Source organism: Kingella kingae (assembly GCF_900475905.1).
Classification (GTDB): domain Bacteria; phylum Pseudomonadota; class Gammaproteobacteria; order Burkholderiales; family Neisseriaceae; genus Kingella; species Kingella kingae.
Genome location: NZ_LS483426.1, coordinates 1,909,154 through 1,932,731 on the forward strand (window position 1 = coordinate 1,909,154; position 23,578 = coordinate 1,932,731).

Here is a 23,578-nt window from a genome sequence, read left to right on the forward strand (position 1 = left end):
TCGTTGATGCAGACTACTGGCGGATTTGGACGCATCTTTGTTGCTATAAAATTAGAATTGTACTATTTTATTTTGAATTTACTATATTTTTTAAGCAATATGCCTTATATTATATTTTAAATGAAAAAGCAGCCTGCACTTGGTTAAACATAGTGCAGGCTGCTTTTTACGATATCCATCAATGCGACATAATCTGACTTAAAAATTGTTTCGCGCGTTCTGTTTTCGGATTGGTAAAAAACTCATCGGGTTTACGGTCTTCCAAAATTTGCCCGTGGTCCACAAAAATAATGCGGTCAGCCACTTCACGCGCAAAACCCATTTCATGCGTTACACACATCATCGTCATGCCCGATTGCGCCAAATCTTTCATCACTTTTAGCACTTCGCCAACCATTTCTGGGTCAAGCGCGGAAGTCGGTTCATCAAACAACATTACCGCAGGCTGCATTGCCAAACCACGCGCAATTGCCACGCGCTGTTGTTGTCCACCCGATAATTGCGTTGGCAGCGCGTCTTTTTTATGCGACAAGCCGACTTTTTCCAACAATTCCAACGCCAATTTTTCCGCGTCCGTCTTGCTCATACCTTTGACTTTGATGGGCGACAACGTGATGTTGTCCAACACGCTCAAATGCGGATACAAATTAAAATGTTGGAACACAAAGCCGACTTCGGTGCGGATTTTATTTAAATCGGTTTTGGGGTCGGCTACGTTTACGCCATCTACCCAAATTTCGCCCGATTGAATGCCTTCCAACTGATTTACGGTGCGAATCAACGTCGATTTGCCCGAACCCGAAGGCCCGCAAACCACGACCACTTCGCCTTGTTTAATATCCAAATTCACGCCATTGATAACGTGTAAATCTTTGAAATGCTTGTGAACATTTTTAAAGCTCACCATAATTTTTTCTGCATTGGTTACAGTCATTTTGTTTCTTTCGTTGTTTTCAGGCAGCCTGAAAATTATTTATTTACCAAATAATTAGATAATTTCACATATGTGTCAGGCGCAATTTCTTCCGCGCGTTGTTGCGGCAAAATGCCGACTGCTTGCAAATCGTCATCGCTGGCAATTTCTTTTAAATTATTGCGAATGGTTTTGCGGCGTTGATGAAACGCATCGCGCACCAAATCGCTGAAATGTTTGAAATTTTCCGCCTTGCCAATCCGATTTTCTACCGGAATCATGCGAACCACAGCAGAATCTACTTTCGGTGCAGGGTTAAACGATTCGGGCGGCACTTCAATCAACATTTCCATATCAAAGAAATATTGCAACATCACGCTCAATCGCCCGTAATCATTGGTTTTTGGCGTGGCGACCATGCGCTCAACCACTTCTTTTTGCAGCATAAAATGCATATCAATCACTTCATCAGCAATTTCCGCCAAACGAAACAGCAAAGGCGTAGAAATATTGTAGGGCAGATTGCCAACAATTTTTTTGCGCCCCGCAATGCTGCGAAAATCAAACTGCAAAACATCGCCATCATGAATAACCAATTTGTTTGCAAATGATTGTTTTTTCAGAAAAGTAATAATGTCTCGGTCAATTTCGCAAACGTGTAATTGATTCAATTTGCGCGTGAGTGGTTCGGTAATCGCCGCCAACCCAGGTCCAATTTCAATCACGATATCATCAGGCACAGGGCGAACCGCGTTCACAATATCGCTAATAATGCGCGTGTCTTGTAGGAAATTTTGCCCAAAACGTTTACGAGCTTTGTGTTCGGTCATGGTGTTCATCAACATAAAAAAATTATGCGAATTATAAGCGAAAAATGTGCAGGCTGCTTTGTTGGTAATGCGATTGTTTATTTCAATCAACCCAAATAATACGATTTGCCTTTATTATTTGTGCTATTATTTGAGAATGATTTTTATTTGAGCATAAGTTATGACCGCGATTTCTTTATCCAATCTATTGACCGCTTTTGGTATTACCTTTGCCGCTGGGCTGGCAACGGTATTGGGCAGCGCGTTGGTGTTTTTTTCCAAAACGCCGTCACCACGTGTGTTGGCGTTTGGTTTGGCGTTTGCTGGCGGCGCGATGGTGTATGTGTCACTCACGGAAATTTTTGGCAAATCGCGCGATGCGTTTGTGCAGGCTACTGGCGAACAACTGGGTTTTGCTTATACCACGTTTGCGTTTTTGGCTGGCGTGATTCTGGTGATGTTGATTGACCGCTTAATTCCCAATCCGCACGAAACGCTTGATCCCAATGACAAAAAATTCAAGCCAAAAAATCGCCAACACATCGCCCGAATCGGCACAATGGCGGCATTAGCGATTACCGCGCACAACTTTCCCGAGGGCTTGGCAACCTTTTTTGCTACGCTGGAAAATCCGTCTGTTGGCTTGCCTTTGGCGTTGGCGATTGCGATACACAATATCCCCAAGGGCATTTCCATTGCCGCGCCTGTTTATTTTGCCACGCAAAACAAAAAGTTCACAGTGTTGATGTGTTTGCTATCGGGCTTGGCTGAACCATTCGGCGCGATTTTGGGCTATGTGGCGTTGCGACCATTTTTATCGCCAATAGTGTTTGGCTCGGTGTTTGGCGTTATCGCTGGCGTGATGGTGTTTTTGGCGTTGGACGAATTATTGCCAGCCGCCAAACGCTATGCAGAAGGACACGAAACGGTGTACGGTTTGGTAACAGGTATGGCGATTATGGCGTTGAGTTTGGTGTTATTTAATTGGTAAACGTGGTAAACAAAAAGTGCAGGCTGCTTTTCAATCTTCAAAAGCAGCCTGCACTTTTATTTATTGATGATGTTTACTTATTCGCCATCATTCAACGCATTGATGCTGTAACCACCGTCCACATAAGTGATTTCGCCTGTGATGCCCGATGCCAAATCCGACAGCAAAAATGCTGCTGCATTGCCCACTTCTTCGGTGGTTACATTGCGGCGCAACGGATTTTGCGCGGCAACGTGTGCCAACAATTTGCCAAAGTCTGCAATGCCAGCCGCCGCCAACGTTTTGATTGGGCCAGCCGAAATACCATTGCAACGAATACCCTCTTTACCCAAGCATGAAGCCGTGAAGCGCACCCCTGCTTCCAAGCTGGCTTTTGCCATGCCCATTAAGTTGTAGTTTGGAACGGCACGCACCGCACCCAAATACGACAACGCCAAAATAGACGCATCGCGACCCTGCATCATCGGACGCGCCGCTTTTGCCAATGCAGGTAAGCTGTACGCCGATACTTCGTGTGCCACGCGGAACGCTTCACGCGACATACCGTCCAAAAAGTCGCCGCTCAATGCTTCTTTAGGCGCGAACGCAATCGCGTGTACCAAACCGTCCAAGCCGTCCCAATGTTTGCCCAAATCCACAAACACTTGGTTGATTTCGTCATCAGATTGCACATCGCAATGGAACACCAATTCCGAGCCAAATTCGGCTGCCAATTTACGCACGCGGTCTTCCAATTTATCCACCGCAAACGTAAACGCCAATTCCGCGCCCTGTTCGTGGCAAGCTTTGGCGATGCCGTATGCAATAGAACGGTCAGAAATCATACCTGTGATTAAGATTTTTTTGCCTTGTAAAAATGCCATTTTGTATTCCTTTTATCAGAATTCTTATCAAAAACCACGCCATTATAGCGGTTTTTATTTATCACTACACGCTATCACGCCAACAAAAAACCGCGTATTTCAAAACGAAATAGCGGCTAAATAAATATGCAGGCTGCTTTTTCCATTCAAAGCAGCCTGCACTTTTAACAAAAACGATTAGTACATTTTTGGTGGCAAAGTTTGGCTACGCAAGCGTTTTTGCAAACGTTTAACCGCAGCCGCTTTTTTGCGTTTGCGTTCTGTGGTTGGTTTTTCATACGCTTCACGCGCACGCAATTCAGTCAGCAAGCCAGTTTTTTCGATAGAGCGTTTAAAACGGCGCATCGCCACTTCAAATGGTTCGTTTTCTTTTACACGGATAGAAGGCATTTTGATGTTTCCTTATTAAATTAAATAAAAAATGTTGAAAATAAGAAAGTGTTTTTGTGTTGATTTTACTTAACTAAGTGGGCATTCAACACGCGCCCGATGATAAACATCACCCCCTAACTCACACGATTTGTCGCTGCCGCACTTGGCACAAACCGCAAAAAACACAGCCGTTTATTCAACGGCTGCACTCTTATTCAAATAAAATTGGGCGCTATTATCGCAGCGCAGCAGAGTTTTGTCAAATCTCGTTATTTTGCGTTACAATGTCGCCATTATTTTGATAAGGATAACGCCATGAGCCACACGACCAAAACCCAAGATTTAATTGTGCTGACACCACACGATTTGCCTTTGCATTGCAATGGCCCAAAAAATGAGACTTGGAACGGACACCCACGCGTATTTTTGCCGATTCAATCGCACAGCCAAATTCAATGTCCTTATTGTGGCACAACGTATTTTTTAGACGGCGAAATCGGTCATCATCATTAAACTTTGTGCAGGCTGCTTTTAAACAACATACAAAGCAGCCTGCACCCTATTATTTCAATCAAACAAAATAAAATCATGAACACACCCCGCGTAACCCAAATTAATCGCCCCAAACTGGTTCTGCCCAATGGCGCAGACAAATTATTGCTGCATTCTTGCTGTGCACCTTGCTCTGGCGAAGTGATGGAAGCCTTGTTGGCAAGCGAAATTGACTACACAATTTATTTTTACAATCCCAATATCCACCCACTCAAAGAATACGAAATCCGCAAAAACGAAAACATCAAATTTGCCGAACAACACGGCGTGCCGTTTATTGACGCGGATTACGATGTGGACAACTGGTTTGAACGCGCCAAAGGCATGGAATACGAACCCGAGCGCGGCATTCGTTGCTCTATGTGTTTTGATATGCGATTTGAGCGCACCGCCTTGTATGCCCACGAACACGGCTTCCCAGTTATTTCCAGCAGCTTGGGCATTTCGCGCTGGAAAGACATGAATCAAATCAACGATTGCGGACATCGCGCCGCTGCCAAATATCCGAATATTGCGTATTGGGATTTCAACTGGCGCAAAGGCGGCGGCTCGGCGCGTATGATTGAAATCAGCAAGCGCGAGCATTTTTATCAACAAGAATACTGCGGTTGCGCCTATTCCTTGCGCGACACCAACGCATGGCGACGCGAAAAAGGGCGCGAACCAATTAAAATTGGTGTGAAATATTACGGCGATGATGACGAATAAGCAGCCTGCACTTTTTTCCGATTGAAAGAATCAACATGAAAACCCAAGTCCACCTATTTTCTGGCTTTTTAGGCACAGGCAAAACCACCGCCATTCGCAGCCTAATCGCGCAAAAACCGCAAGACGAACAATGGCTGATTATCGTCAATGAATTTGGCGAAATTGGCATTGATGGCCCGGTACTTGCCGACAACGGCATTCCTGTGGCAGAAATTTCGGGCGGCTGCTTGTGTTGCACGGCTGGGGCGCAAATGGGCGTAACAGTCAAACAAATGCTCAAACAAAATCAACCGCATCGTTTGTTGATTGAAGCGAGCGGTTTGGCACACGCGGCAGGCGTAATTGACGAACTCAAAGCACCCGAATTTCGCGATGTATTGGACATTGCCGCCGTGTTTACCTTGATTGACCCGCGCCAATTTATCGACCCGAATTATTCAGCTAACCCATTGTATAAAGACCAAATTGGCGTGTGCGATGTGTTGGTAGCAAGCAAAATTGATTTGTGCAGCGCAAAGCAGTTGGACGAATTTAGAACGCAAGCAGCCAAACTGTTTCCGCCCAAAGCCTTGATTGTGGAAGTGCAAAACGCGCAACTGCAACTCGAATGGCTGGATACGCCTGTTACCGAAAAATCGCGTTATCGCATTAAAGCCTTGCCCGAAAACACATTGGGCTACCAATCGCAAGGCTTCACTTTCCCTGCTGGACGCAATTTTGACGGCGAAAAAATCACGCATTTTTTCAACAATCTAAACCAATTTACCGAGGGTTTGGTACGCGCAAAAGGTGTGTTTCAAGTGATGGACACTTGGGTTTGGCTCAACTGGGTTGATGGGCAATGGGGCGCAAATCAAGTGTCGTGGCGACGCGACAGCCGTTTTGAACTCATCGCCAAATCGTTTGATGCCGATGAAATTGAACGCCGTTTACAAGAAGCGTTGGAATAGAATTCATAAACATAAAAAGCAGCCTGCATTTGTATCACATCAAATGCAGGCTGCTTTTTATGTAAATTTGCATCAATATTTTTTAACATTATGTTAATATTACACGCTATTACAAGTCGATATATTCATCTCAACTTCAAGGAGTGTAATCATCATGGACAAACTCAAACAGATACTGATTTGGGGTATCGTGGTTTTAGTGGGCGTGGCATCGTTTACCACGCTTGCTATTAGCCGCGGCGAACAAGTGAGCGCAATTTGGATGGTAACCGCCGCCATTTCGGTGTATGCGGTGGCGTACCGCTATTACAGCTTATACATCGCCAAAAACGTGATGCAGCTTGACCCAAACCGCCTAACACCAGCCGAACGCCACAATGACGGCTTGGACTATGTACCAACGCACAAAGGCGTGTTGTTCGGACACCATTTTGCGGCGATTGCAGGTGCAGGCCCGTTGGTTGGGCCAGTTTTGGCAGCGCAAATGGGCTATTTACCGGGGACGCTGTGGATTATTTTTGGCGTGGTGTTCGCAGGCGCGGTACAAGACATGATGGTGTTGTTCGTGTCTATGCGCCGAGACGGTAAGTCTTTGGGCGACATCGTAAAACAAGAATTGGGCGTTATCCCAGGTGTGATTGCGTCCATTGGCATTTTGATGATTATGGTCATCATCATGGCGGTGTTAGCATTGATTGTTGTCAAAGCATTGGTACACAGCCCTTGGGGTACGTTCACGATTGCTGCAACCATGCCGATTGCGTTGTTTATGGGCATTTACACACGCTACATTCGTGTAGGTAAAATTGGCGAAATTTCCATTGTAGGCTTTATTTTGTTGATGTGTGCGATTGTGTTTGGCGAAGATGTGGCACACAGTGAATTTGGCAAATGGTTTGATTTGGACGGCATTCAATTAACTTGGGCGATTATGATTTATGGCTTTGTGGCTGCTGTGTTGCCTGTGTGGTTGTTGCTGACGCCGCGCGACTATTTGTCCACATTCCTAAAAATTGGCACGATTATTGCGCTGGCATTGGGTATTGTGATTGTGAATCCAACTTTGCAGATGCCTGATGTAACCAAATTTATTGACGGCTCTGGCCCTGTATTCTCTGGTCATTTGTTCCCATTTTTGTTTATTACCATTGCTTGTGGTGCGGTATCGGGCTTCCACGCGCTGATTTCGTCTGGCACAACGCCTAAAATGGTGGAAAACGAAACCCATGTCCGCATGATTGGTTATGGCGGCATGATTATGGAAAGTTTCGTGGCGATTATGGCATTGGCGGCGGCGGCTTCACTTGACCCAGGCGTGTATTTTGCGATGAACAGCCCTGCTGCCTTAATCGGCACAGATGCAGCACACGCAGCCGATGTAATCACCAATAAACTTGGCTTCCCAGTTGATGCCGCAACCTTGCTGCACACTGCAAAAGAAGTCGGCGAAAACACGATTTTGTCTCGCGCAGGCGGTGCGCCAACCTTGGCAGTCGGCATGGCGCACATTATGAGCCAGCTAATCCCTGGCGAAGCGATGATGGCGTTTTGGTATCACTTCGCGCTGCTGTTTGAAGCCTTGTTCATTTTGACGGCGGTGGACGCAGGTACGCGCGTGGCACGTTTTATGATTCAAGATTTGGGTAGCGTGTTCTACAAACCATTTGGCAACACAGACAGCCTACCTGCCAACTTAATCGCTACATTTATGGCGGTGGCATTGTGGGGCTACTTCTTATACACAGGCGTAACCGACCCATTGGGTGGCATCAATTCGCTGTGGCCTTTGTTTGGTATCGCAAACCAAATGTTGGCAGGTGTGGCGTTGATTATGTGTACTGTCGTACTGGTAAAAATGAAACGCGATAAATATGTATGGGTAACGCTTGTGCCTGCGTGTGGCGTTTTGTTTGTAACGTGTTACGCTGGTTTGCAAAAATTGTTCCATTCCGATGCCAAAATCAGCTTCTTGGCACACGCCAGCAAATACAGCGATGCGTTGAGCAAAGGCGAAATCTTGAAACCAGCCAAAACCGCTGAAGAAATGTCGCGCGTTATTTTCAACGACTACATCAATTCGGGTTTGACGGCATTGTTTATGGCGGTGGTAGTCATCGTGGCAACCTATGGCATTCGCGTGGCATTGAAAGCGCGTAAAGTGGGTTGGAGCACCGCGAAAGAAGTCCCAGCCGTGTTCCGCGATGGCACACAAGCGAGCGCGACCAATGAAAATTAATCAATCCATTAAACACAAATTGGCAAATTGGTGGGAAACCGCTAAATTGACTGCCAATTTAATGGCAGGCGTTCCCGATTACGATAATTACGTTGCCCAGCAGCGTAAACACAATCCCAACGTGCCTGTGATGAGCAAACAGCAATTTGACGATTATTGCCGTAAGCGCCGTTGCGGTGCGAATGGTGGACGTTGTTGCTGATGTGTTAAAACAAGTGCAGGCTGCCTTATAAAATAAACAAAGCAGCCTGCACTCAACCTATTTGTTTTGTGAAGAATCGATTTTTTATGACAACCAACCAAACACGCCGTTGCGCCTTTTTTATTTCTGACCGCACGGGCATCACGTCCGAAAACATGGGCGATGCGCTGCTGGAACAATTTGACGGCTTCAAATTCAAACGCACCACTTACCCCTTTGTCGATACCCTCGACAAAGCGCACGCCGCGGTGCAAATCATCAACCACGCTGCCGAAGAATCGGGCACAAATCCATTGGTGTTTAGCAGCATTTCCAATGACGACATTCGCGCCATCATCAAAACGTCCAAAGGCTTACATTTAAGTTTTTTTGATGCGTTTTTAACCACGCTGGAACAAGAATTGGGCGTATCGGCTCGCCATTCGGTGCAAAGCCGCGTCCACAATATCGAAAAATACGATGCGCGAATGGAAGCGGTGAATTTCGCGCTCAACCACGATGACGGCGTATCCGACAAAGATTTGCAAGTGGCTGATGTGATTTTGATGGGCGTATCGCGTTCGGGCAAAACGCCAACTTGTTTGTATTTGGCGTTGCAATATGGCATTCGTGCGGCAAACTATCCGCTCACGCCCGATGATTTGGACACGACCGACTTGCCGCGCATGGTTAAGCCCTATAAACACAAGCTGTTTGGCTTGACGATTCAGCCCGAGCGTTTGCACGACATTCGCCAAGAACGCCGCCCCAATTCCAATTATGCCAGCTTGAACACTTGCCGCAGCGAAGTGGCAGACGCGCAGGCAATGTTCCGCCGTCATGCGATTCCGCACACCAACACTACGCATAAATCGGTGGAAGAATTGGCGGTTTCTATTATGCAAGAATGTAAGTTAAAACGCCGTTTTTAAATCCAACAGCTTTCGGTTACAGCAATCCTGTTCTCTCTCCTATGGGAGAGGGTAACTCGCGGATAATAGTGAAATGAAATCGCAATAGTAAAGTTTGCCCTCTCCCACAGGAGAGGAGCGGATTGGCTGAAATCGTAAAATTGCCCCACCACTTCAATCAACCAAAGGACACATCATGCCCCCAACACGCTACTTGGCTGCCTTTTGCATTGGCGCGATAAGCAGTTTTTATTTGCCCGAACAAGGCAATGTGTGGGCGTGGTGTGTGGGTTTGCTATTGTGTGCAGGTTTGGCTTTTTGTTTACGCCGTGTCGCGTGGCAACAAAAAGCAGCCTGCACTTTTTTGTGCCTACTTTTGGGCGCGATTTATGCGATTGAGCGTACCGAAATCGCGCTATCGCAAGCCTATCCAGCACAACTGTATCCGACTTCGCAAACGATTCGCGTACAGGTAACGGGTTTGCCTGAAACCGATGAAAACGGCAGAACGCGCTTTATTGGCATCGCCCAAACAGCCAATCAACAAAACTATCGCGTGCTGTTCCAAGATTATTATGCGCGAGACTGGCGCGTGGGCGATGTGTGGCAAACGACTGCGCGTATTCGTGCGGCGGTTGCCACGCGCAATCCAGTAGGCTTTGACCGCGAAGCGTGGGCATTAGCAAACGGCATAGACGGCATGGCATCGTTGGGCAAAGAACGTGAAGCAGTCTCCGTGTCCACCAAAAGCAGCCTGCACTTTTTTAACCAACTTCGCGCCGACATCGTGCAAACATGGCAGCGCAACGCCAGCGCAGACTATCCGCAAGGCGTGGGCTTGATGACGGCTTTGGCGGTGGGCAATCGCAGCGATTTGTCGCAGGCTGCTTGGGATTCGTTTCGTCCGTTGGGACTGAATCATTTAATTAGCATTTCGGGTTTGCACATTAGCATGGTGGGCGTGTTGGCAGCGTGGTTGGCGCAGCGTTGTATGCGACTGCTGCCTGTGTTGCCAGCGCGTCCCAAAGTCATCAGCATAATCGTGGGCTGGTTGGCGGCGGTGGTTTATACGGGTTTGGCAGGCTGGGAAATTCCTGCACTTCGCAGCTTAATCATGCTCACGGTGTGGGCAATCGCGTGGCTGGCGCGTGGACATTGGGGCGTGTGGCAAACGTGGTGGGCAGCCTGCACCGCCGTGTTGCTGTATCAACCCACATCGGTGCTGGCGGTTGGGTTTTGGCTATCGTTTGGCTTGGTGGGCGCGTTGTTGTGGGCGTTATCGTGCAGGCTGCCTAGTCGCCCCAAACCATACGACACATTGCGCCAAGCATTCATCGGGCAATGGGCGGCAACGCTGGTGGGCGGCATTGCCACGATTTTTTTGTTTGGCATACTCGCCGTGTACAGCCCATTGGTTAATGCTGTTGCCATACCGTTTTTTTCTAGCATACTCACACCGCTGGCATTAGTCGCGTCCGCCCTGCCATTCGCACCACTGCAACGCCTAGCCGCATGGTTGGGCGAACACACCATACATATCTTGCTCGCATTAAGCCGACATCTGCCCGAACAAGCCTTCGCACAACCGCCTAGTTTCTTGTTTTGGCTGACCATTTTTTCCACGCTGATTATTTTGTTACCACGCGGCACAGCACTCAAACCGCTCGCTTGCGTCATCATCGCCAGTTTTTTGCTCTACACGCCCCCTGCCCCACGCGCACCGCTTGCCGTTCACGTTTGGGACGTAGGGCAAGGCTTGTCGGTGCTATTGCAAACGCGCCACCACAATCTTTTGTTTGACACAGGCACACCAGCCGCTGAAATGGCATTGTTACCCAATCTACGTGCACTCGGCATACAGCAAATAGACACGCTCGTCTTATCGCACCACGACAACGACCACGATGGCGGCTACGCAGCATTGCACCGCGCTATGCCAATCCGCCAAACATGGGCAGGGCAGCCTGCACATTACGCCAATGCCAAGCCCTGCACACACAGCACAAATTGGCAACAAGACGGCGTGTGGTTTGAATTTTTAACGCCCAACACGCAATCCGACAACGACAACGACCAAAGCTGCGTATTGCGAATTGTGGCTGGCGAACAGGCGTTGCTGATAATGGGCGATGTGGGCAACGATGGCGAAACCGCCCTGCTCCGTCAATATGGCGAACAACTAGCAAGTCAAGTATTGGTGCTGGGGCATCACGGCAGCAAATCGTCCAGCCACGCCCGTTTTTTAGACCACGTTGCGCCCAGCGTTGCCATTGCCAGCAGCGGTTTTGCCAACCATTTTCGCCACCCACACCCTGATGTACAGCAGCGTTTAGCCAGCCGACAAATTGCACTTTGGCGCACCGACACGCAAGGCAGCCTGCACTTTGAACTGGGCAACCATCGCGCGATTGAATTGATTGAACAGCAAAAAAAATGGTGGCAACGCAAGCCGTTTGCCGCGCTGCCACCCAGTTGAGAATTTGCCTATTTTTTAGGCATATTGATTTTTGTGTTTGATTTAAATGACTTGGACAACTTATCCACAAGTTATAAGCAGGCTTGTCCTGAAAATACAAGCGTGGTGTGGATTGTTGATGAAAAAGCAGCCTGCACTTTTTGTAAACCAAACATTCGAAATCCGCAAATTGATAGTGGATTAAATTTAGATTAGGACAAGGCGACAACGACCGCTGTGTACATCTAGTACATAAGGGAGTTGGCAACGCTGTACTAATCTAAATTTAATTCACTATATTTCAGCCATATTCAAAATCCAGTAGAATGCCCTGCTTCATTTGGGTTTGCCACAAAGCAGCCTGCAATTTATTTTGATACGAACAATATGATAGAAAAACTTACCTTTGGCTTATTCACCGAACAAGATGCGCGTAGTTTTACGCGCTTATTGGTTTATATCAAGCCGTATAAATTCCGATTATTTTGGGCGATTCTCGCGATTATGGGCGTGGCGTTCACCGAAAGTTATCTTGCCGCATTTATCGCGCCTTTGGTCAATCTCGGTTTTGCCGCGCCGACCACACCGCCCGAAGTATTAGTGGGCGATAGCTTCATTACCACGCTCACAAATCTGAAAAATCAATTCACTTATCTGATTTGGGGTACAGAAAACAAAGTCTGGATTGTGCCTGTTTTCTTTATTTGCTTGGTAGTATTTCGTGGCGTGTGCCGTTTTGCCAGCACTTATTTGATGACTTGGGTGTCGGTTATGGCGATTAGCCAACTTCGCCGCGATATGTTTACCAAATTGTTGTCGCTGCCGTCGTCTTTTTATCAAAGCAATCCATCGGGCAATATGCTGATGAATATTGTGCAAATGGCAGAAAGCTCCATTAGCGGTGCAAGCAATGTGTTTATTGTGTTGATTCGTGACACGTTGATTGTGATTGGTTTGGTGTGCGTGCTGTTGTATCTGAACTGGCAACTCAGTTTGGTGGTGGCGTTGATGTTTCCTGTGTTGTCACTGTTGTCACGTTACTATCGCAAACGCCTAAAAGATGTCATTAGCAGCGCACAGTTTAGTATTGGTTCGTTGAATAATGTGGTAAACGAAACGCATCAAGGACATCGCGTAGTCAAATTATTTGGTGGACAAGAACAAGCGCAAAGCAAATTTAACGAGGTGGTGAACATTATTGTTCGCCTGAACAAAAAAATCACGCAAGCCACTGCCGCACGTTCGCCGTTTAGCGAGTTAATCGCATCGTTTGCGTTGGCGATTGTGATTTTTATCGCGCTGTGGCAAAGCCAACAAGGGCATACCACCATTGGCGAATTTATGGCGTTTATTGTGGCAATGTTGCAAATGTTGTCACCCATCAAAAACTTGGCAAACATCAGTATCCCTATGCAAACCATGTTTTTAGCATCAGACAGCGTGTGTCAGTTTTTGGATAGCGATGCCGAAAAAGACACAGGCACCAAACAACTGCACCACACCGCAGGCAGCCTGCAATTTAAAAACATCAACGTCCAATATCAACAAGACGGCAAAAAAGCGTTGGATAACTTTAATTTGAATATTAAAGCGGGCGAAAAAGTGGCATTGGTTGGACGTTCGGGCAGCGGTAAAACCACCGCCGTGAATTTGTTGCCACGATTTGTTGAGCCGACATCAGGTCAAGTTTTGATTGACGATGTGGATATTACCGATTTGAAGTTGGACAATCTTCGCAGCCAATTTGCGCTGGTGTCGCAAGACGTGTTTTTGTTTGATGACACCTTGCTGGCAAACGTGCGATACAGTCGCCCCAATGCCAGCGAAGAAGAAGTGCAGGCTGCTTTGGAAGCGGCGAATTTGGGCGATTTAGTACGCAAATCGCCACAAGGTTTGCATCAACCCATTGGCGCAAATGGCAGCCAATTATCGGGCGGACAACGCCAGCGTGTCTCCATTGCTCGCGCCATTTTGAAAGACGCGCCGATTTTGCTGTTGGACGAAGCCACCAGCGCATTGGACAACGAATCGGAACATTTGGTACAGCAAGCCTTGGAGCGATTGATGTACGGCAGAACCAATATTATTGTCGCGCACCGTTTAACCACGATTGAAAATGCAGACCGCATTGTGGTGATGGACGAAGGCAAAATCATTGAAGAAGGCTCGCATCAACAGCTTATGGAACGCGGCGGCTACTATGCCAAATTGCGGAGTATGAGTAGTTTTAATCAGTAAATGCCTGCCTACGGCATACCCTTTTATACCCAAATCAAAGATTTGGACAAAAGGGTAAAGCAGCCTACACTTTTTTATGGAAAGTGCAGGCTGCTTTTTATAGTGGTCTAAATTTAGATTAGGACAAGGCGACAACAACCGCCGTGTACGCGTAGTACATAAGGGAGTTGGCAACGCCGTACTAATCTAAATTTAATTCACTATATTACCCAAACAATTCAAGCTGACTCCCTGCTGGCTGCAAATGGCTCACACCCAAGCCAATCAAGCGGAATTCGCCATCGGGCATACGCGCAATGAGTTGCAAAGCAGCCTGCAACAATCCCTGCTCTGGCAAGGCTGCTGAATACGTTTGCGAACGCGTAAACACCTGAAATTCCGTGCTTTTTAATTTTAGCGTCAGCGTGTATGCCTGCATTTTTTTGCGCTGCATTTGCTGCCATAAATCTTTGGACAAATTGTCCAAATACATGCTAATCGCCTGTTTATTTAGGTTATCCGACAAAGTCATTTCGGTGGAAATTTGCAAGCGTTCGCGCTCCGCCTGCACAGGGCGCTCATCTACGCCGCGCGCCAAATCATACAAACGATAGCCAAATTTGCCAAACCAATGCACCAATTCCGCCCGCGATACTTGACGCAAATCGCCAATCGTTTGCCAGCCGTGTTGCTGCATTTTCAACAATGTTTTCTTGCCTACGCCCCACACTTTTCCCACAGGTAAATCACGCAAAAAATATTCAATTTCATGTGGTTGAATCACAAATTGTCCGTTTGGTTTACGCCAATCCGAAGCGATTTTTGCCAAAAATTTATTCGGTGCGATGCCTGCGCTGGCGGTCAATCCTGTTTGTGCCAAAATTTCGGCGCGAATTTGTTTGGCGACTTGGCTGGCATAGGGCAACTGCTGCTTGTTTTGCGTTACGTCCAGATACGCTTCGTCCAACGAAATCGGCTCAATCAAATCGGTATAGCATTGAAAAATCGTGTGAATTTGTTGCGACACTTGCCGATACAAATCAAAATGCGGCGGCACAAAAACCGCTTGCGGACACAGTCGCTTTGCCGTGGCAACAGGCATTGCCGAGCGCAAACCAAATTGCCGCGCTTCATACGATGCCGCGCAAATCACCGAGCGCGCACCGTCCCACGCCACCACCACAGGCAATCCGCACAAATGCGGCTGCTCGCGCAATTCTACCGATGCGTAGAATGCGTCCATGTCTATGTGTATGATTTTTCGGGTTGGATTCATCTTAAAAAGCAGCCTGCACTTTAAAAACGCGTATTTTACCATAATCAAATTGGACAATTTGTCTAAAATAAGTCGCAATGTCTAATTTATACCGATTTATTTTGTGCGATTGACAAAATGTTCTTGCAGATTATGTCCAAAAAACCTAAAATTCCGCCTTTCTATTTGATATATATAAAGACAAAGTCATGGCACAAACCCTATACGACAAACTTTGGAATAGCCACATCGTCCGCGAAGAAGAAGACGGCACGGTGCTGCTGTATATTGACCGCCATTTGGTGCATGAAGTGACCAGCCCACAAGCATTTGAAGGCTTGAAAATGGCAGGGCGCAAATTATGGCGCATTGACAGCGTGGTTTCTACCGCCGACCACAACACGCCAACAGGCGATTGGGATAAGGGCATTCAAGACCCGATTTCTAAATTGCAAGTGAACACGTTGGACAGCAATATTAAAGAATTTGGCGCATTGGCGTATTTTCCATTTATGGATAAAGGTCAAGGCATTGTTCACGTTATGGGGCCTGAACAAGGGGCGACATTACCTGGTATGACCGTCGTTTGCGGCGACTCGCACACTTCTACACATGGCGCGTTTGGTGCGTTGGCGCACGGCATTGGCACGTCCGAAGTGGAACACACGATGGCAACGCAATGTATTACCGCGAAAAAATCCAAATCTATGTTGATTGACGTTTCAGGCAGCCTGAAATTTGGCGTTACCGCAAAAGACGTGGCTCTCTACATCATCGGACAAATCGGCACGGCTGGCGGCACGGGTTACGCGATTGAATTTGGCGGCTCGGCAATTCGCAGTTTGAGCATGGAGGGTCGCATGACTTTGTGCAATATGGCAATTGAAGCAGGCGCACGTTCGGGCATTGTGGCGGTGGACGATACGACGATTGATTATGTAAAAGGTCGCCCATTCGCACCAAAAGGCGAAGATTGGGATAAAGCGGTTGAATATTGGCGTACTTTGGTTTCAGACGAAGGTGCGGAATTTGACCAAGTTTACCGTTTCAAAGCGGAAGACATTGAACCGCAAGTTACTTGGGGAACATCACCTGAAATGGTGTTGGAAATCGGCAACGTAGTTCCGAATCCTGCCGATGAACAAGACGCGGTAAAACGCGCTGGCATGGAACGCGCTTTGGAATACATGGGTTTGACGGCTGGCACGCCATTGAATGAAATTCCTGTGGACATCGTGTTTATCGGCTCTTGCACCAACAGCCGCATTGAAGATTTGCGTGAAGCAGCGAAAGTGGCAAAAGGTCGCACGAAAGCGGCAAATGTGCAGCGCGTGTTAATCGTGCCAGGCTCGGGTTTGGTGAAACAGCAAGCGGAACAAGAAGGTTTGGACAAAATCTTTATTGACGCAGGATTTGAATGGCGTGAACCGGGTTGCTCAATGTGCTTGGCGATGAACGCTGACCGCCTTGAACCGCAACAACGCTGTGCTTCTACGTCCAACCGTAATTTTGAAGGTCGTCAAGGCAATGGTGGTCGCACGCATTTGGTTAGCCCTGCAATGGCAGCGGCGGCGGCGGTGATGGGGCATTTTGTTGATGTGCGCGAAATGGCGTAAATCAAAAGCAGCCTGCACTATAAAACGTAAAAATAACCCGTTTTTTAAAAATTAGTTTGTTTTTTTGATGCAATCTTGTTATGCTGCTTGTGCAGGCAACTGCAAATTGACTTCCACTCTTTATAAGGAGCTACACATGAAAAAATTGTTGTTAATCGCATTGACTTCTATGGCAGTATTATCTGCTTGCAATACCATTTCGGGCGCAGGCAAAGACATTAGCGCAGCAGGCCATGCTGTAACCGATACGGCTCAAGAAGTTAAACAAGCAATGTAATCAGCCGTTTGATTTTGAATGGATGCCCCGTATTTCGGGGCATTCGTTTATTTTCTTGGCATCAATTCAATAAATTAATTATAGTAGATTAAATTTAGATTAGGACAAGGCGACAACGACCGCCGTGTACAACTAGTACATAAGGGAATTGGCACCGCTGTACTAATCTAAATTTAATTCACTATAAAATGCAAGCTTCAAAATCCAATTGAATTTTAGGCGATAAATTCACTTGGAAATACAGAATTTGATGGCTCACTATCGAGCGAGATGTCTAAACATTTCAACCGAGCCGTCTACTTCAAATAACCATTAAGTTAAAAAACGTTAAATTAAAAAAATAAACAGAAATTTGCACGATAATTGCATGATGTTTTTTGTTCTGTTTTATTTTCTATTTATTTTACTTATTAAGGATATTTTGTATGAAAAAAGCAATGATTTTAGGTGTAATCACTCTAACTTTGGCAGCTTGTGCTGACACACGCAGCCACATCAGCAGCAATGCGACTTCGTGGGAACATAAAGAATACGAAGTAGGCAAAGCCAAACAAGACTTGGACGAGCAACAACAGGAAACTGCACGTCACGGCGAAGCACAACGTGTGTACAAAAACGGCGTGCCAACTTTCCGTTAATGGATAAAAGTGCAGGCTGCTTTGCAATGTCAACAAGCAGCCTGCACCTTCTTTTACTATTTTTTTAGATAAAACAGAACGCAAACTATGAAAGCCTTTACACAAATAACCGCCATTGTTGCCCCACTAGACCGCAGCAATGTCGATACCGATGCCATTATCCCCAAACAATTTCTCAAATCCATCAAACGCAGCGGCTTTGGCGTGAATTGTTTTGATGAATGGCGTTATCTTGACCACGGCGAACCAGGTATGGAAAACAGCAAACGCCCGTTGAACCCAGAATTTTCGCTCAATCTCCCACGCTATCAAGGCGCACAAATTCTGCTCACGCGCAAAAATTTCGGTTGCGGTTCAAGTCGCGAACACGCGCCTTGGGCTTTGGACGATTACGGTTTTCGCGCTGTGATTGCACCGAGCTTTGCCGATATTTTCTTCAACAACTGCTACAAAAATGGCTTGTTGCCGATTGTGTTGAACGAAGAGCAAGTGGAACAATTATTCCAAGAAACCTTTGCTAACGAGGGCTATCAACTGTCTATTGACTTGGCAAAACAGGAATTGACCACACCCAGCGGCGATGTGTTCAAATTTGACATTACCGAACACCGAAAACATTGTTTGCTTAACGGTTTGGACGAAATTGGTTTGACTTTGCAACACGAAGACGAAATCAAGGCATTTGAAGCCAAACGCAAACAAGCGCAACCTTGGTTGTTTAATTAATACAAAAAGCAGCCTGCACTTTGAATCAACCATCAAGTGCAGGCTGCTTGATATTTTGAATAAGAGAACCACTAAATGACCATTCAACTTCCACGTGGCGCAGTCATGGCAGACGTTGTCGCCTATGAACTCTCCGCAGACGACCGCCAACGCTTACTAGACCCAGCCATTGGCGGTGTGATTTTGTTCCGCCGCAATTTTCAAGATATCGCCCAACTTAAAAAATTGTGCCACGACATCAAATCATTACGCTCGCCAGAACTTGTGATTGCGGTGGACCACGAGGGCGGACGTGTGCAACGCTTTATTCAAGGCTTCACGCGCTTGCCTGCCATGAGCGTGTTGGGCGAATTGTGGGACACGCAAGGCGCAGAAGTCGCGCAACACGCTGCCGAGCAAGTGGGCTGGGTATTGGCAACCGAATTAGCCGCGTGTGGCGTGAATTTATCGTTTACGCCTGTACTGGATTTGAACTGGGGACAATGCGCTGTGATTGGCAACCGCAGTTTTCACAAGCAGCCTGCAATCGTGCTGGATTTGGCATTGGCGTTGCAAAAAGGTTTAAATCGCGGTGGCATGAAATCGTGTGGCAAGCATTTTCCAGGGCATGGCTTTGTGGAGGGCGACAGTCATCATGTTTTGCCGCAAGACAATCGTCATTTTGATGAATTGTGGCAAGCCGACATCGCGCCATTTGCTGCGTTGGCAGTGCAGGGCATGGCTGCGGTTATGCCTGCTCATGTTGTGTATCCGCAAGTGGATAGCCAGCCTGCTGGGTTTTCTAGCCATTGGCTCAAAACCGTGTTGCGCGAACAAATTGGCTTTGACGGCGTGATTTTTTCGGACGATTTAACGATGGAAGGCGCGTGCGGTGTGGGTGGCATTCGCGAACGTGCAGCGATTTCGTTTGCCGCAGGTTGCGATATTGTGCTGGTGTGCAATCGCCCTGATTTGGTGGACGAATTGCGCCAAGATTTTGCTGCGCCACACAATCCGCATCTGGCAGCGCGTTGGCAAAACATGGCTGGCACGTTGTCGCCCAAACAAGCGCAATCAGTGATGAACACGCCCGAATTTGCCGCCGCGCAAGCCTTGACCGCGCAACTGGCTTCGCCCAAAGATGTGGCAGGTGGGGTTAAGGTTGGGGAAGCGTTTTAGTGATTAAATGAAAATGCAGGCTGCTTTTTGATGATTGAAAAAGCAGCCTGCATTTTTATGATGACAAAATGAATTATTCTTTGCTACCAAACCATTTAATTATCAGTGCATCAAATGTGCCATTAGCTTTAATTTTAGCCAAACCATCGTTTAACTTGTTAAGCAATGTGGTGTTTCCTTTTTTAACTGCAAACGAAATACCTGTTTTGCCATCACGTATCATAATCAACCTTGCTTTGACGCCTGGATTTTTAGTCAGATAATATTGCATAACGCGCGAGTCACCCAAAGTTGCATCTGCTTTATCTGCTGATGTGTTCTTCAGACTCAAGAAGAACGAGTCTGATAAAACAGGATTAGCTTCCCATTCTTTAATTTTGGCAATATTGCCACTGCTACCCTTGTGAACAGCAATATTTTTACCTTTGAAATCTTCTATTGTGCGCAAATTAGCATTTTCTGGCGTATCCAAAACATATAAGGCGTGTTCGTATTCCAAATAAGGTTCACCCATATCTAATTTTTCAAGACGTTCAGGCGAACGAGACATGGCAGAAATAAATACTTGGTATTTGTTGCTGTTAAGTGTTGTTTCCGCTGTATTACGCGGAACATCAATCACTTGAATATTCATGCCAGCAGCTTTGGCAATTTCGGTCATCATTTCAATTTCAAAACCTTGCGGCTGACCGTGTTCATCTTTAAATTCAAATGGCTCATAGAGAACTTCGCTGCCAACCAATAATGTTTCCATATTGGGATTGGCGGTGGGAGATGTGGCAACATTGGCTGCGGAAGCAACAGGTGCTGCACTATTATTTGAATTTTGAGATGAAGGCGTTTCTGAACCGCAGGCTGAAATTAAAATGGCAAGAACCAATATAGGGAGAATGCGGCGAATCATAAAAAGACCTCTTGTTTTTAGGTTGATTAAAAAGTGGTAAAACTTTAACTAAAACGGTACTGCGCAGTAGTATGGTAGCAGAATTTGACGGGTGTGAGACATTTTAAATCTGCCCTAATCAAAAGAATATTTTTGTGATTTGAGTTCTTGGATTGAGCGGTATTCACATGGTATGTTGATATATGCGTAAGGTGGGATAAATCCCAGACCTGACAAGTTTTAAATAACAGCCACAATACGGTCAATGCGATTCGCAAAATGAGCTAACCATGGTTTCCAAGATTTGTAACCGTAAAGCCGTACTATGTTTAACACTAAACTAAATAATATAGAATAAATAAATGCTGAATTGCTATTGCGAATTAAAGAGTTATCTTCTTTAAAGTGAACATCTTTAACCCAGTGGAGATTATTTTCAATACCCCAATGGTTGCGAATCGTTTTAGCAAAAAATTCTACATTATCATGATGATAGTTACTTAAATAAAAGTGTTGTTCCACTTTGCGCGAACCATCTGCTTCTATTTTCGTATTTGTAACAACAATCATGCGTTTAGATGATTGCCAATTTTGGCTAACCCATTGTGTACATGGATAAAGAGCAACTTCACGTTGAATTTGTGCGCCTTTCTGTCTTTCCGTTGTTTGAATTTTGGAAAGTATTTGATTATTCTGAAGTTCTTGAAACTCTTTGAATAATCGGATTGCGCCTTTTTTAACACCCACAACGTAAAACTGCCCCAATTCATCAATCTCTACGAGACTTTTTTTGACAATGTAAGGCATCTAATGTCAAAACCAAACCTTTGGTCTCTAGGTTTCTGATGTGCGGATTTTTTCGTAACTGGGTGTATTATCTCTATCCCATGCAAGATATTGTTTTAATTCATCAATATTATTAGAAAGGAATGCACCTATTTCGCGATTACCTTTCGCACCGCCCAAAATGGCAACGACAATGACTGTAAGTGTTTTGGCTAGATTATAGCGTTTGCCTGCTCCACGTCTGGTATCGGGTATGCGAGCGAAATATTCTTCTAGTGAATGAATGGTGTTGTCCATTTGGTTGTTTAAACTTCGCGCATTATACTTTTAATTTAAAACTTGTCAGGTCTGGGATTTATCCCACCTTACGGCTGATGAAACACTTGTTTCACAGAAAATCTATTAAATAAAGTGCAGGCTGCTTTTAGATTAACAAAGCAGCCTGCACTTTTTCGTGTACAATACGCGCCGTTTTCAACCATTTGCCACACGGCACACAACAATATGGACGACCTTCCCAGTTTGTTCGCAATTATTATTCAACACCCCTAATCATCTTGCCTGAATGGTTCGCTTGCCAGCAGGCAGGCGGAGTATTTTATGGAACAAAATCAACCACAATTTGCCAACGATGCTGAACGCATGGCTGCCGACATCGAACAAATCCACAAACTCGCATCACAGTTATTACCGTTTTATAGCTTCATCACCGAAAACAACACGCTAGAAGAACCACTCATCAACGCCCAGCTGCAAATGCTGATTGGCGTGCTGCACGAATTGCACCCAGCCGATGTGGCGTTGGTGCTAGAAAGTTTGCCACCCAAAGAGCGCGTGTTGGTGTGGAAATTGGCGATTCCCGAAGAAGACGGCGACGTGTTGCTAGAAGTGTCCGATGCCGTGCGCGAAAGCCTGATTGAAAGCATGGACACACAAGAATTGGTTGCGGCTATGGAAGACATGGACGCAGACGATTTAGCAGATTTGGTGGAAGATTTGCCCGACAACGTGGTGCAAGAAGTCCTAAAAGATTTGGACGAAGAAGAACGCGCCCAAGTGCAGGCTGCTTTGTCCTACGAAGACGATCAAGTCGGCGCGATTATGAATTTTGATATTGTCAGCATTCGTGCCGATGTTACCTGCGAAGTGGTGCTGCGTTATTTGCGCCGCTTTGACAGCCTGCCCGACCACACCGACAAAATCTTTGTAGTGGACGACCACGACATCTTGCAAGGCGTGTTGCCCATTCGCAAATTGCTGGTTGCCGACCCCGAAGATTTGGTGGAAAACATCATGGCGCGAGAAGTCGTCAAATTCCGCCCCAGCGATGATGTGGTGGAAGCCGCCACCGCGTTTGAGCGTTATGACTTGATTACCGCACCTGTGGTAGACGAAAACAAAAAACTCATCGCCCGCTTAACGGTGGACGAAATGGTGGACGTTATTCGCGAAGAAACCGAAGCCGATATGTTGAACATGGCAGGTTTGAGCGATGAAGAAGACTTGTTCGCGCCTGTGTGGGATTCAGTTAAAAATCGCTGGGTTTGGTTGGCAGTGAACTTAGTAACCGCGTTTGTTGCCAGCCGCGTGATTGGCGCGTTTGAGCATTCCATCGCCCAAATTGTTGCGCTGGCTGCCTTGATGCCGATTGTGGCAGGCATTGGTGGTAATTCGGGCAATCAAACCATTACCATGATTGTCCGCGCCATGGCAAACGCGCAAATTTCTACCGCGCAGGCTGCTCGCTTGCTTAAAAAAGAAGTGGGCGTGGCATTGGTAAACGGCTTGATTTGGGGTAGCGTCATGGGCTTGGTGTCGTGGTTGCTGTATAGCAGCGTGGGCATTGGCTTGGTGATGGTTGCCGCCATGACGCTCAATTTGCTGCTTGCCGCCGTGTTGGGCGTGTTGATTCCTGTGGCAATGGAAAAACTGGGGTGCGACCCTGCATTGGGCAGCTCGGTTTTGATTACCGCCGTTACCGATTCGGGCGGATTTTTGATTTTCTTGGGTTTGGCGACTGTGTTTTTGTTGTAACGCATCAAGCAGCCTGCATCCGATTTCGCGTAAAAAATCCCATGCAG

General features: G+C 46.5%; 23 protein-coding genes. 15 read left to right on the forward strand and 8 right to left on the reverse strand.

Annotated elements, in window-relative coordinates; translation table 11 throughout:
- Positions 1-178: 178 nt before the first annotated feature.
- Together DQN52_RS10295 and rsmA are read right to left on the reverse strand one after the other, a co-directional pair.
- Entirely contained in the window at positions 179-907 is a 729-nt protein-coding gene (locus DQN52_RS10295; protein WP_032827796.1) for an amino acid ABC transporter ATP-binding protein, read from the reverse strand.
- A 62-nt stretch (positions 908-969) separates the two neighbouring features.
- Positions 970-1,743 carry a 16S rRNA (adenine(1518)-N(6)/adenine(1519)-N(6))-dimethyltransferase RsmA gene (rsmA, locus tag DQN52_RS10300; protein WP_032827795.1) on the reverse strand — a complete coding sequence of 258 codons (774 nt, stop codon included), beginning with the start codon at positions 1,741-1,743 and terminating at the stop codon, positions 970-972.
- A 160-nt stretch (positions 1,744-1,903) separates the two neighbouring features.
- On the opposite strand from rsmA, the gene zupT reads away from it, so the two are divergent.
- The gene (gene zupT / locus DQN52_RS10305; protein ID WP_003787636.1) at positions 1,904-2,713 is read left to right on the forward strand and encodes a zinc transporter ZupT; all 810 of its coding nucleotides are present in this window, start codon (positions 1,904-1,906) and stop codon (positions 2,711-2,713) included.
- Positions 2,714-2,790: 77 nt separating this feature from the next.
- On the opposite strand, the gene fabI is transcribed toward zupT, so the two are convergent.
- Together fabI and rpsU are read right to left on the reverse strand one after the other, a co-directional pair.
- Entirely contained in the window at positions 2,791-3,576 is a 786-nt protein-coding gene (fabI, locus tag DQN52_RS10310; protein ID WP_003787635.1) for an enoyl-ACP reductase FabI, read from the reverse strand.
- 177 nt (positions 3,577-3,753) lie between these two features.
- Positions 3,754-3,966: a 30S ribosomal protein S21 gene (gene rpsU / locus DQN52_RS10315; protein ID WP_003787633.1), complete on the reverse strand. Its 213-nt coding sequence runs from the start codon at positions 3,964-3,966 to the stop codon at positions 3,754-3,756.
- A 297-nt stretch (positions 3,967-4,263) separates the two neighbouring features.
- On the opposite strand from rpsU, the gene DQN52_RS10325 reads away from it, so the two are divergent.
- The 8 genes from DQN52_RS10325 to msbA all read left to right on the forward strand — a co-directional run bounded on the left by DQN52_RS10325 (position 4,264) and on the right by msbA (position 14,179).
- Positions 4,264-4,461: a zinc-finger domain-containing protein gene (locus DQN52_RS10325; protein ID WP_003787631.1), complete on the forward strand. Its 198-nt coding sequence runs from the start codon at positions 4,264-4,266 to the stop codon at positions 4,459-4,461.
- Between the two features lie 75 nt (positions 4,462-4,536).
- A complete protein-coding gene (locus DQN52_RS10330) occupies positions 4,537-5,208 on the forward strand; it encodes an epoxyqueuosine reductase QueH (RefSeq protein WP_019389619.1) in 672 nt (223 codons plus the stop codon).
- Positions 5,209-5,243: 35 nt separating this feature from the next.
- Positions 5,244-6,158 carry a CobW family GTP-binding protein gene (locus tag DQN52_RS10335; RefSeq protein WP_003787629.1) on the forward strand — a complete coding sequence of 305 codons (915 nt, stop codon included), beginning with the start codon at positions 5,244-5,246 and terminating at the stop codon, positions 6,156-6,158.
- 154 nt (positions 6,159-6,312) lie between these two features.
- Positions 6,313-8,394, forward strand: coding sequence for a carbon starvation CstA family protein (locus DQN52_RS10340; RefSeq protein WP_003787627.1), 2,082 nt, complete (start codon positions 6,313-6,315; stop codon positions 8,392-8,394).
- Between the two features lie 7 nt (positions 8,395-8,401).
- Positions 8,402-8,596, forward strand: a complete 195-nt coding sequence (locus tag DQN52_RS10345) for a YbdD/YjiX family protein (RefSeq protein ID WP_032827794.1) — start codon at positions 8,402-8,404, stop codon at positions 8,594-8,596.
- Positions 8,597-8,682: 86 nt separating this feature from the next.
- Positions 8,683-9,507 (forward strand): posphoenolpyruvate synthetase regulatory kinase/phosphorylase PpsR, encoded by an 825-nt coding sequence (gene ppsR, locus DQN52_RS10350; protein WP_003787625.1) that lies wholly within the window; start codon positions 8,683-8,685, stop codon positions 9,505-9,507.
- Between the two features lie 175 nt (positions 9,508-9,682).
- Positions 9,683-11,962, forward strand: coding sequence for a DNA internalization-related competence protein ComEC/Rec2 (locus tag DQN52_RS10355; RefSeq protein WP_003787624.1), 2,280 nt, complete (start codon positions 9,683-9,685; stop codon positions 11,960-11,962).
- A 366-nt stretch (positions 11,963-12,328) separates the two neighbouring features.
- Complete coding sequence (msbA, locus tag DQN52_RS10360; RefSeq protein WP_003787620.1) at positions 12,329-14,179, forward strand: lipid A export permease/ATP-binding protein MsbA; 1,851 nt, start codon at positions 12,329-12,331, stop codon at positions 14,177-14,179.
- A gap of 205 nt (positions 14,180-14,384) precedes the next feature.
- Here the strand turns inward: msbA and dinB are convergent, their stop codons facing one another.
- The gene (gene dinB / locus DQN52_RS10370; protein ID WP_032827768.1) at positions 14,385-15,434 is read right to left on the reverse strand and encodes a DNA polymerase IV; all 1,050 of its coding nucleotides are present in this window, start codon (positions 15,432-15,434) and stop codon (positions 14,385-14,387) included.
- A 188-nt stretch (positions 15,435-15,622) separates the two neighbouring features.
- Here dinB and leuC point away from each other — a divergent pair, with 188 nt between their 5' ends.
- From leuC to nagZ, 5 genes are all read left to right on the forward strand, one after another.
- Positions 15,623-17,029, forward strand: coding sequence for a 3-isopropylmalate dehydratase large subunit (gene leuC, locus DQN52_RS10375; RefSeq protein WP_003787616.1), 1,407 nt, complete (start codon positions 15,623-15,625; stop codon positions 17,027-17,029).
- A 136-nt stretch (positions 17,030-17,165) separates the two neighbouring features.
- The gene (locus DQN52_RS10380) at positions 17,166-17,306 is read left to right on the forward strand and encodes an entericidin A/B family lipoprotein (protein ID WP_003791058.1); all 141 of its coding nucleotides are present in this window, start codon (positions 17,166-17,168) and stop codon (positions 17,304-17,306) included.
- A gap of 425 nt (positions 17,307-17,731) precedes the next feature.
- Positions 17,732-17,944 carry a peptidyl-dipeptidase gene (locus DQN52_RS10385; protein WP_003787613.1) on the forward strand — a complete coding sequence of 71 codons (213 nt, stop codon included), beginning with the start codon at positions 17,732-17,734 and terminating at the stop codon, positions 17,942-17,944.
- An 87-nt stretch (positions 17,945-18,031) separates the two neighbouring features.
- A complete protein-coding gene (gene leuD, locus DQN52_RS10390; RefSeq protein ID WP_003787610.1) occupies positions 18,032-18,670 on the forward strand; it encodes a 3-isopropylmalate dehydratase small subunit in 639 nt (212 codons plus the stop codon).
- A gap of 75 nt (positions 18,671-18,745) precedes the next feature.
- A complete protein-coding gene (gene nagZ / locus DQN52_RS10395) occupies positions 18,746-19,828 on the forward strand; it encodes a beta-N-acetylhexosaminidase (RefSeq protein ID WP_003787608.1) in 1,083 nt (360 codons plus the stop codon).
- A 73-nt stretch (positions 19,829-19,901) separates the two neighbouring features.
- Here nagZ and DQN52_RS10400 read toward each other — a convergent pair whose 3' ends face one another.
- From DQN52_RS10400 to DQN52_RS10410, 3 genes are all read right to left on the reverse strand, one after another.
- Positions 19,902-20,732, reverse strand: a complete 831-nt coding sequence (locus tag DQN52_RS10400) for a substrate-binding periplasmic protein (protein ID WP_003791064.1) — start codon at positions 20,730-20,732, stop codon at positions 19,902-19,904.
- Between the two features lie 219 nt (positions 20,733-20,951).
- Positions 20,952-21,518: an ISAs1 family transposase gene (locus tag DQN52_RS10405; protein WP_071461637.1), complete on the reverse strand. Its 567-nt coding sequence runs from the start codon at positions 21,516-21,518 to the stop codon at positions 20,952-20,954.
- 27 nt (positions 21,519-21,545) lie between these two features.
- Positions 21,546-21,794 (reverse strand): transposase family protein, encoded by a 249-nt coding sequence (locus tag DQN52_RS10410; RefSeq protein WP_231954140.1) that lies wholly within the window; start codon positions 21,792-21,794, stop codon positions 21,546-21,548.
- A gap of 303 nt (positions 21,795-22,097) precedes the next feature.
- Here DQN52_RS10410 and mgtE point away from each other — a divergent pair, with 303 nt between their 5' ends.
- A complete protein-coding gene (gene mgtE / locus DQN52_RS10415; protein WP_003787603.1) occupies positions 22,098-23,531 on the forward strand; it encodes a magnesium transporter in 1,434 nt (477 codons plus the stop codon).
- Positions 23,532-23,578: the final 47 nt, after the last annotated feature.

Excerpts from the sequence above, each read along its gene's own strand:
- DQN52_RS10295 (WP_032827796.1), bottom strand. The coding sequence starts at position 907 with ATGGTGAGCTTTAAAAATGTTCACAAGCATTTCAAAGATTTACACGTT.
- rsmA (WP_032827795.1), bottom strand. The coding sequence starts at position 1,743 with ATGACCGAACACAAAGCTCGTAAACGTTTTGGGCAAAATTTCCTACAA.
- zupT (WP_003787636.1), top strand. The coding sequence starts at position 1,904 with ATGACCGCGATTTCTTTATCCAATCTATTGACCGCTTTTGGTATTACC.
- fabI (WP_003787635.1), bottom strand. The coding sequence starts at position 3,576 with ATGGCATTTTTACAAGGCAAAAAAATCTTAATCACAGGTATGATTTCT.
- rpsU (WP_003787633.1), bottom strand. The coding sequence starts at position 3,966 with ATGCCTTCTATCCGTGTAAAAGAAAACGAACCATTTGAAGTGGCGATG.
- DQN52_RS10325 (WP_003787631.1), top strand. The coding sequence starts at position 4,264 with ATGAGCCACACGACCAAAACCCAAGATTTAATTGTGCTGACACCACAC.
- DQN52_RS10330 (WP_019389619.1), top strand. The coding sequence starts at position 4,537 with ATGAACACACCCCGCGTAACCCAAATTAATCGCCCCAAACTGGTTCTG.
- DQN52_RS10335 (WP_003787629.1), top strand. The coding sequence starts at position 5,244 with ATGAAAACCCAAGTCCACCTATTTTCTGGCTTTTTAGGCACAGGCAAA.
- DQN52_RS10340 (WP_003787627.1), top strand. The coding sequence starts at position 6,313 with ATGGACAAACTCAAACAGATACTGATTTGGGGTATCGTGGTTTTAGTG.
- ppsR (WP_003787625.1), top strand. The coding sequence starts at position 8,683 with ATGACAACCAACCAAACACGCCGTTGCGCCTTTTTTATTTCTGACCGC.
- DQN52_RS10355 (WP_003787624.1), top strand. The coding sequence starts at position 9,683 with ATGCCCCCAACACGCTACTTGGCTGCCTTTTGCATTGGCGCGATAAGC.
- msbA (WP_003787620.1), top strand. The coding sequence starts at position 12,329 with ATGATAGAAAAACTTACCTTTGGCTTATTCACCGAACAAGATGCGCGT.
- dinB (WP_032827768.1), bottom strand. The coding sequence starts at position 15,434 with ATGAATCCAACCCGAAAAATCATACACATAGACATGGACGCATTCTAC.
- leuC (WP_003787616.1), top strand. The coding sequence starts at position 15,623 with ATGGCACAAACCCTATACGACAAACTTTGGAATAGCCACATCGTCCGC.
- DQN52_RS10380 (WP_003791058.1), top strand. The coding sequence starts at position 17,166 with ATGAAAAAATTGTTGTTAATCGCATTGACTTCTATGGCAGTATTATCT.
- DQN52_RS10385 (WP_003787613.1), top strand. The coding sequence starts at position 17,732 with ATGAAAAAAGCAATGATTTTAGGTGTAATCACTCTAACTTTGGCAGCT.
- leuD (WP_003787610.1), top strand. The coding sequence starts at position 18,032 with ATGAAAGCCTTTACACAAATAACCGCCATTGTTGCCCCACTAGACCGC.
- nagZ (WP_003787608.1), top strand. The coding sequence starts at position 18,746 with ATGACCATTCAACTTCCACGTGGCGCAGTCATGGCAGACGTTGTCGCC.
- DQN52_RS10400 (WP_003791064.1), bottom strand. The coding sequence starts at position 20,732 with ATGATTCGCCGCATTCTCCCTATATTGGTTCTTGCCATTTTAATTTCA.
- DQN52_RS10405 (WP_071461637.1), bottom strand. The coding sequence starts at position 21,518 with ATGCCTTACATTGTCAAAAAAAGTCTCGTAGAGATTGATGAATTGGGG.
- DQN52_RS10410 (WP_231954140.1), bottom strand. The coding sequence starts at position 21,794 with ATGGACAACACCATTCATTCACTAGAAGAATATTTCGCTCGCATACCC.
- mgtE (WP_003787603.1), top strand. The coding sequence starts at position 22,098 with ATGGAACAAAATCAACCACAATTTGCCAACGATGCTGAACGCATGGCT.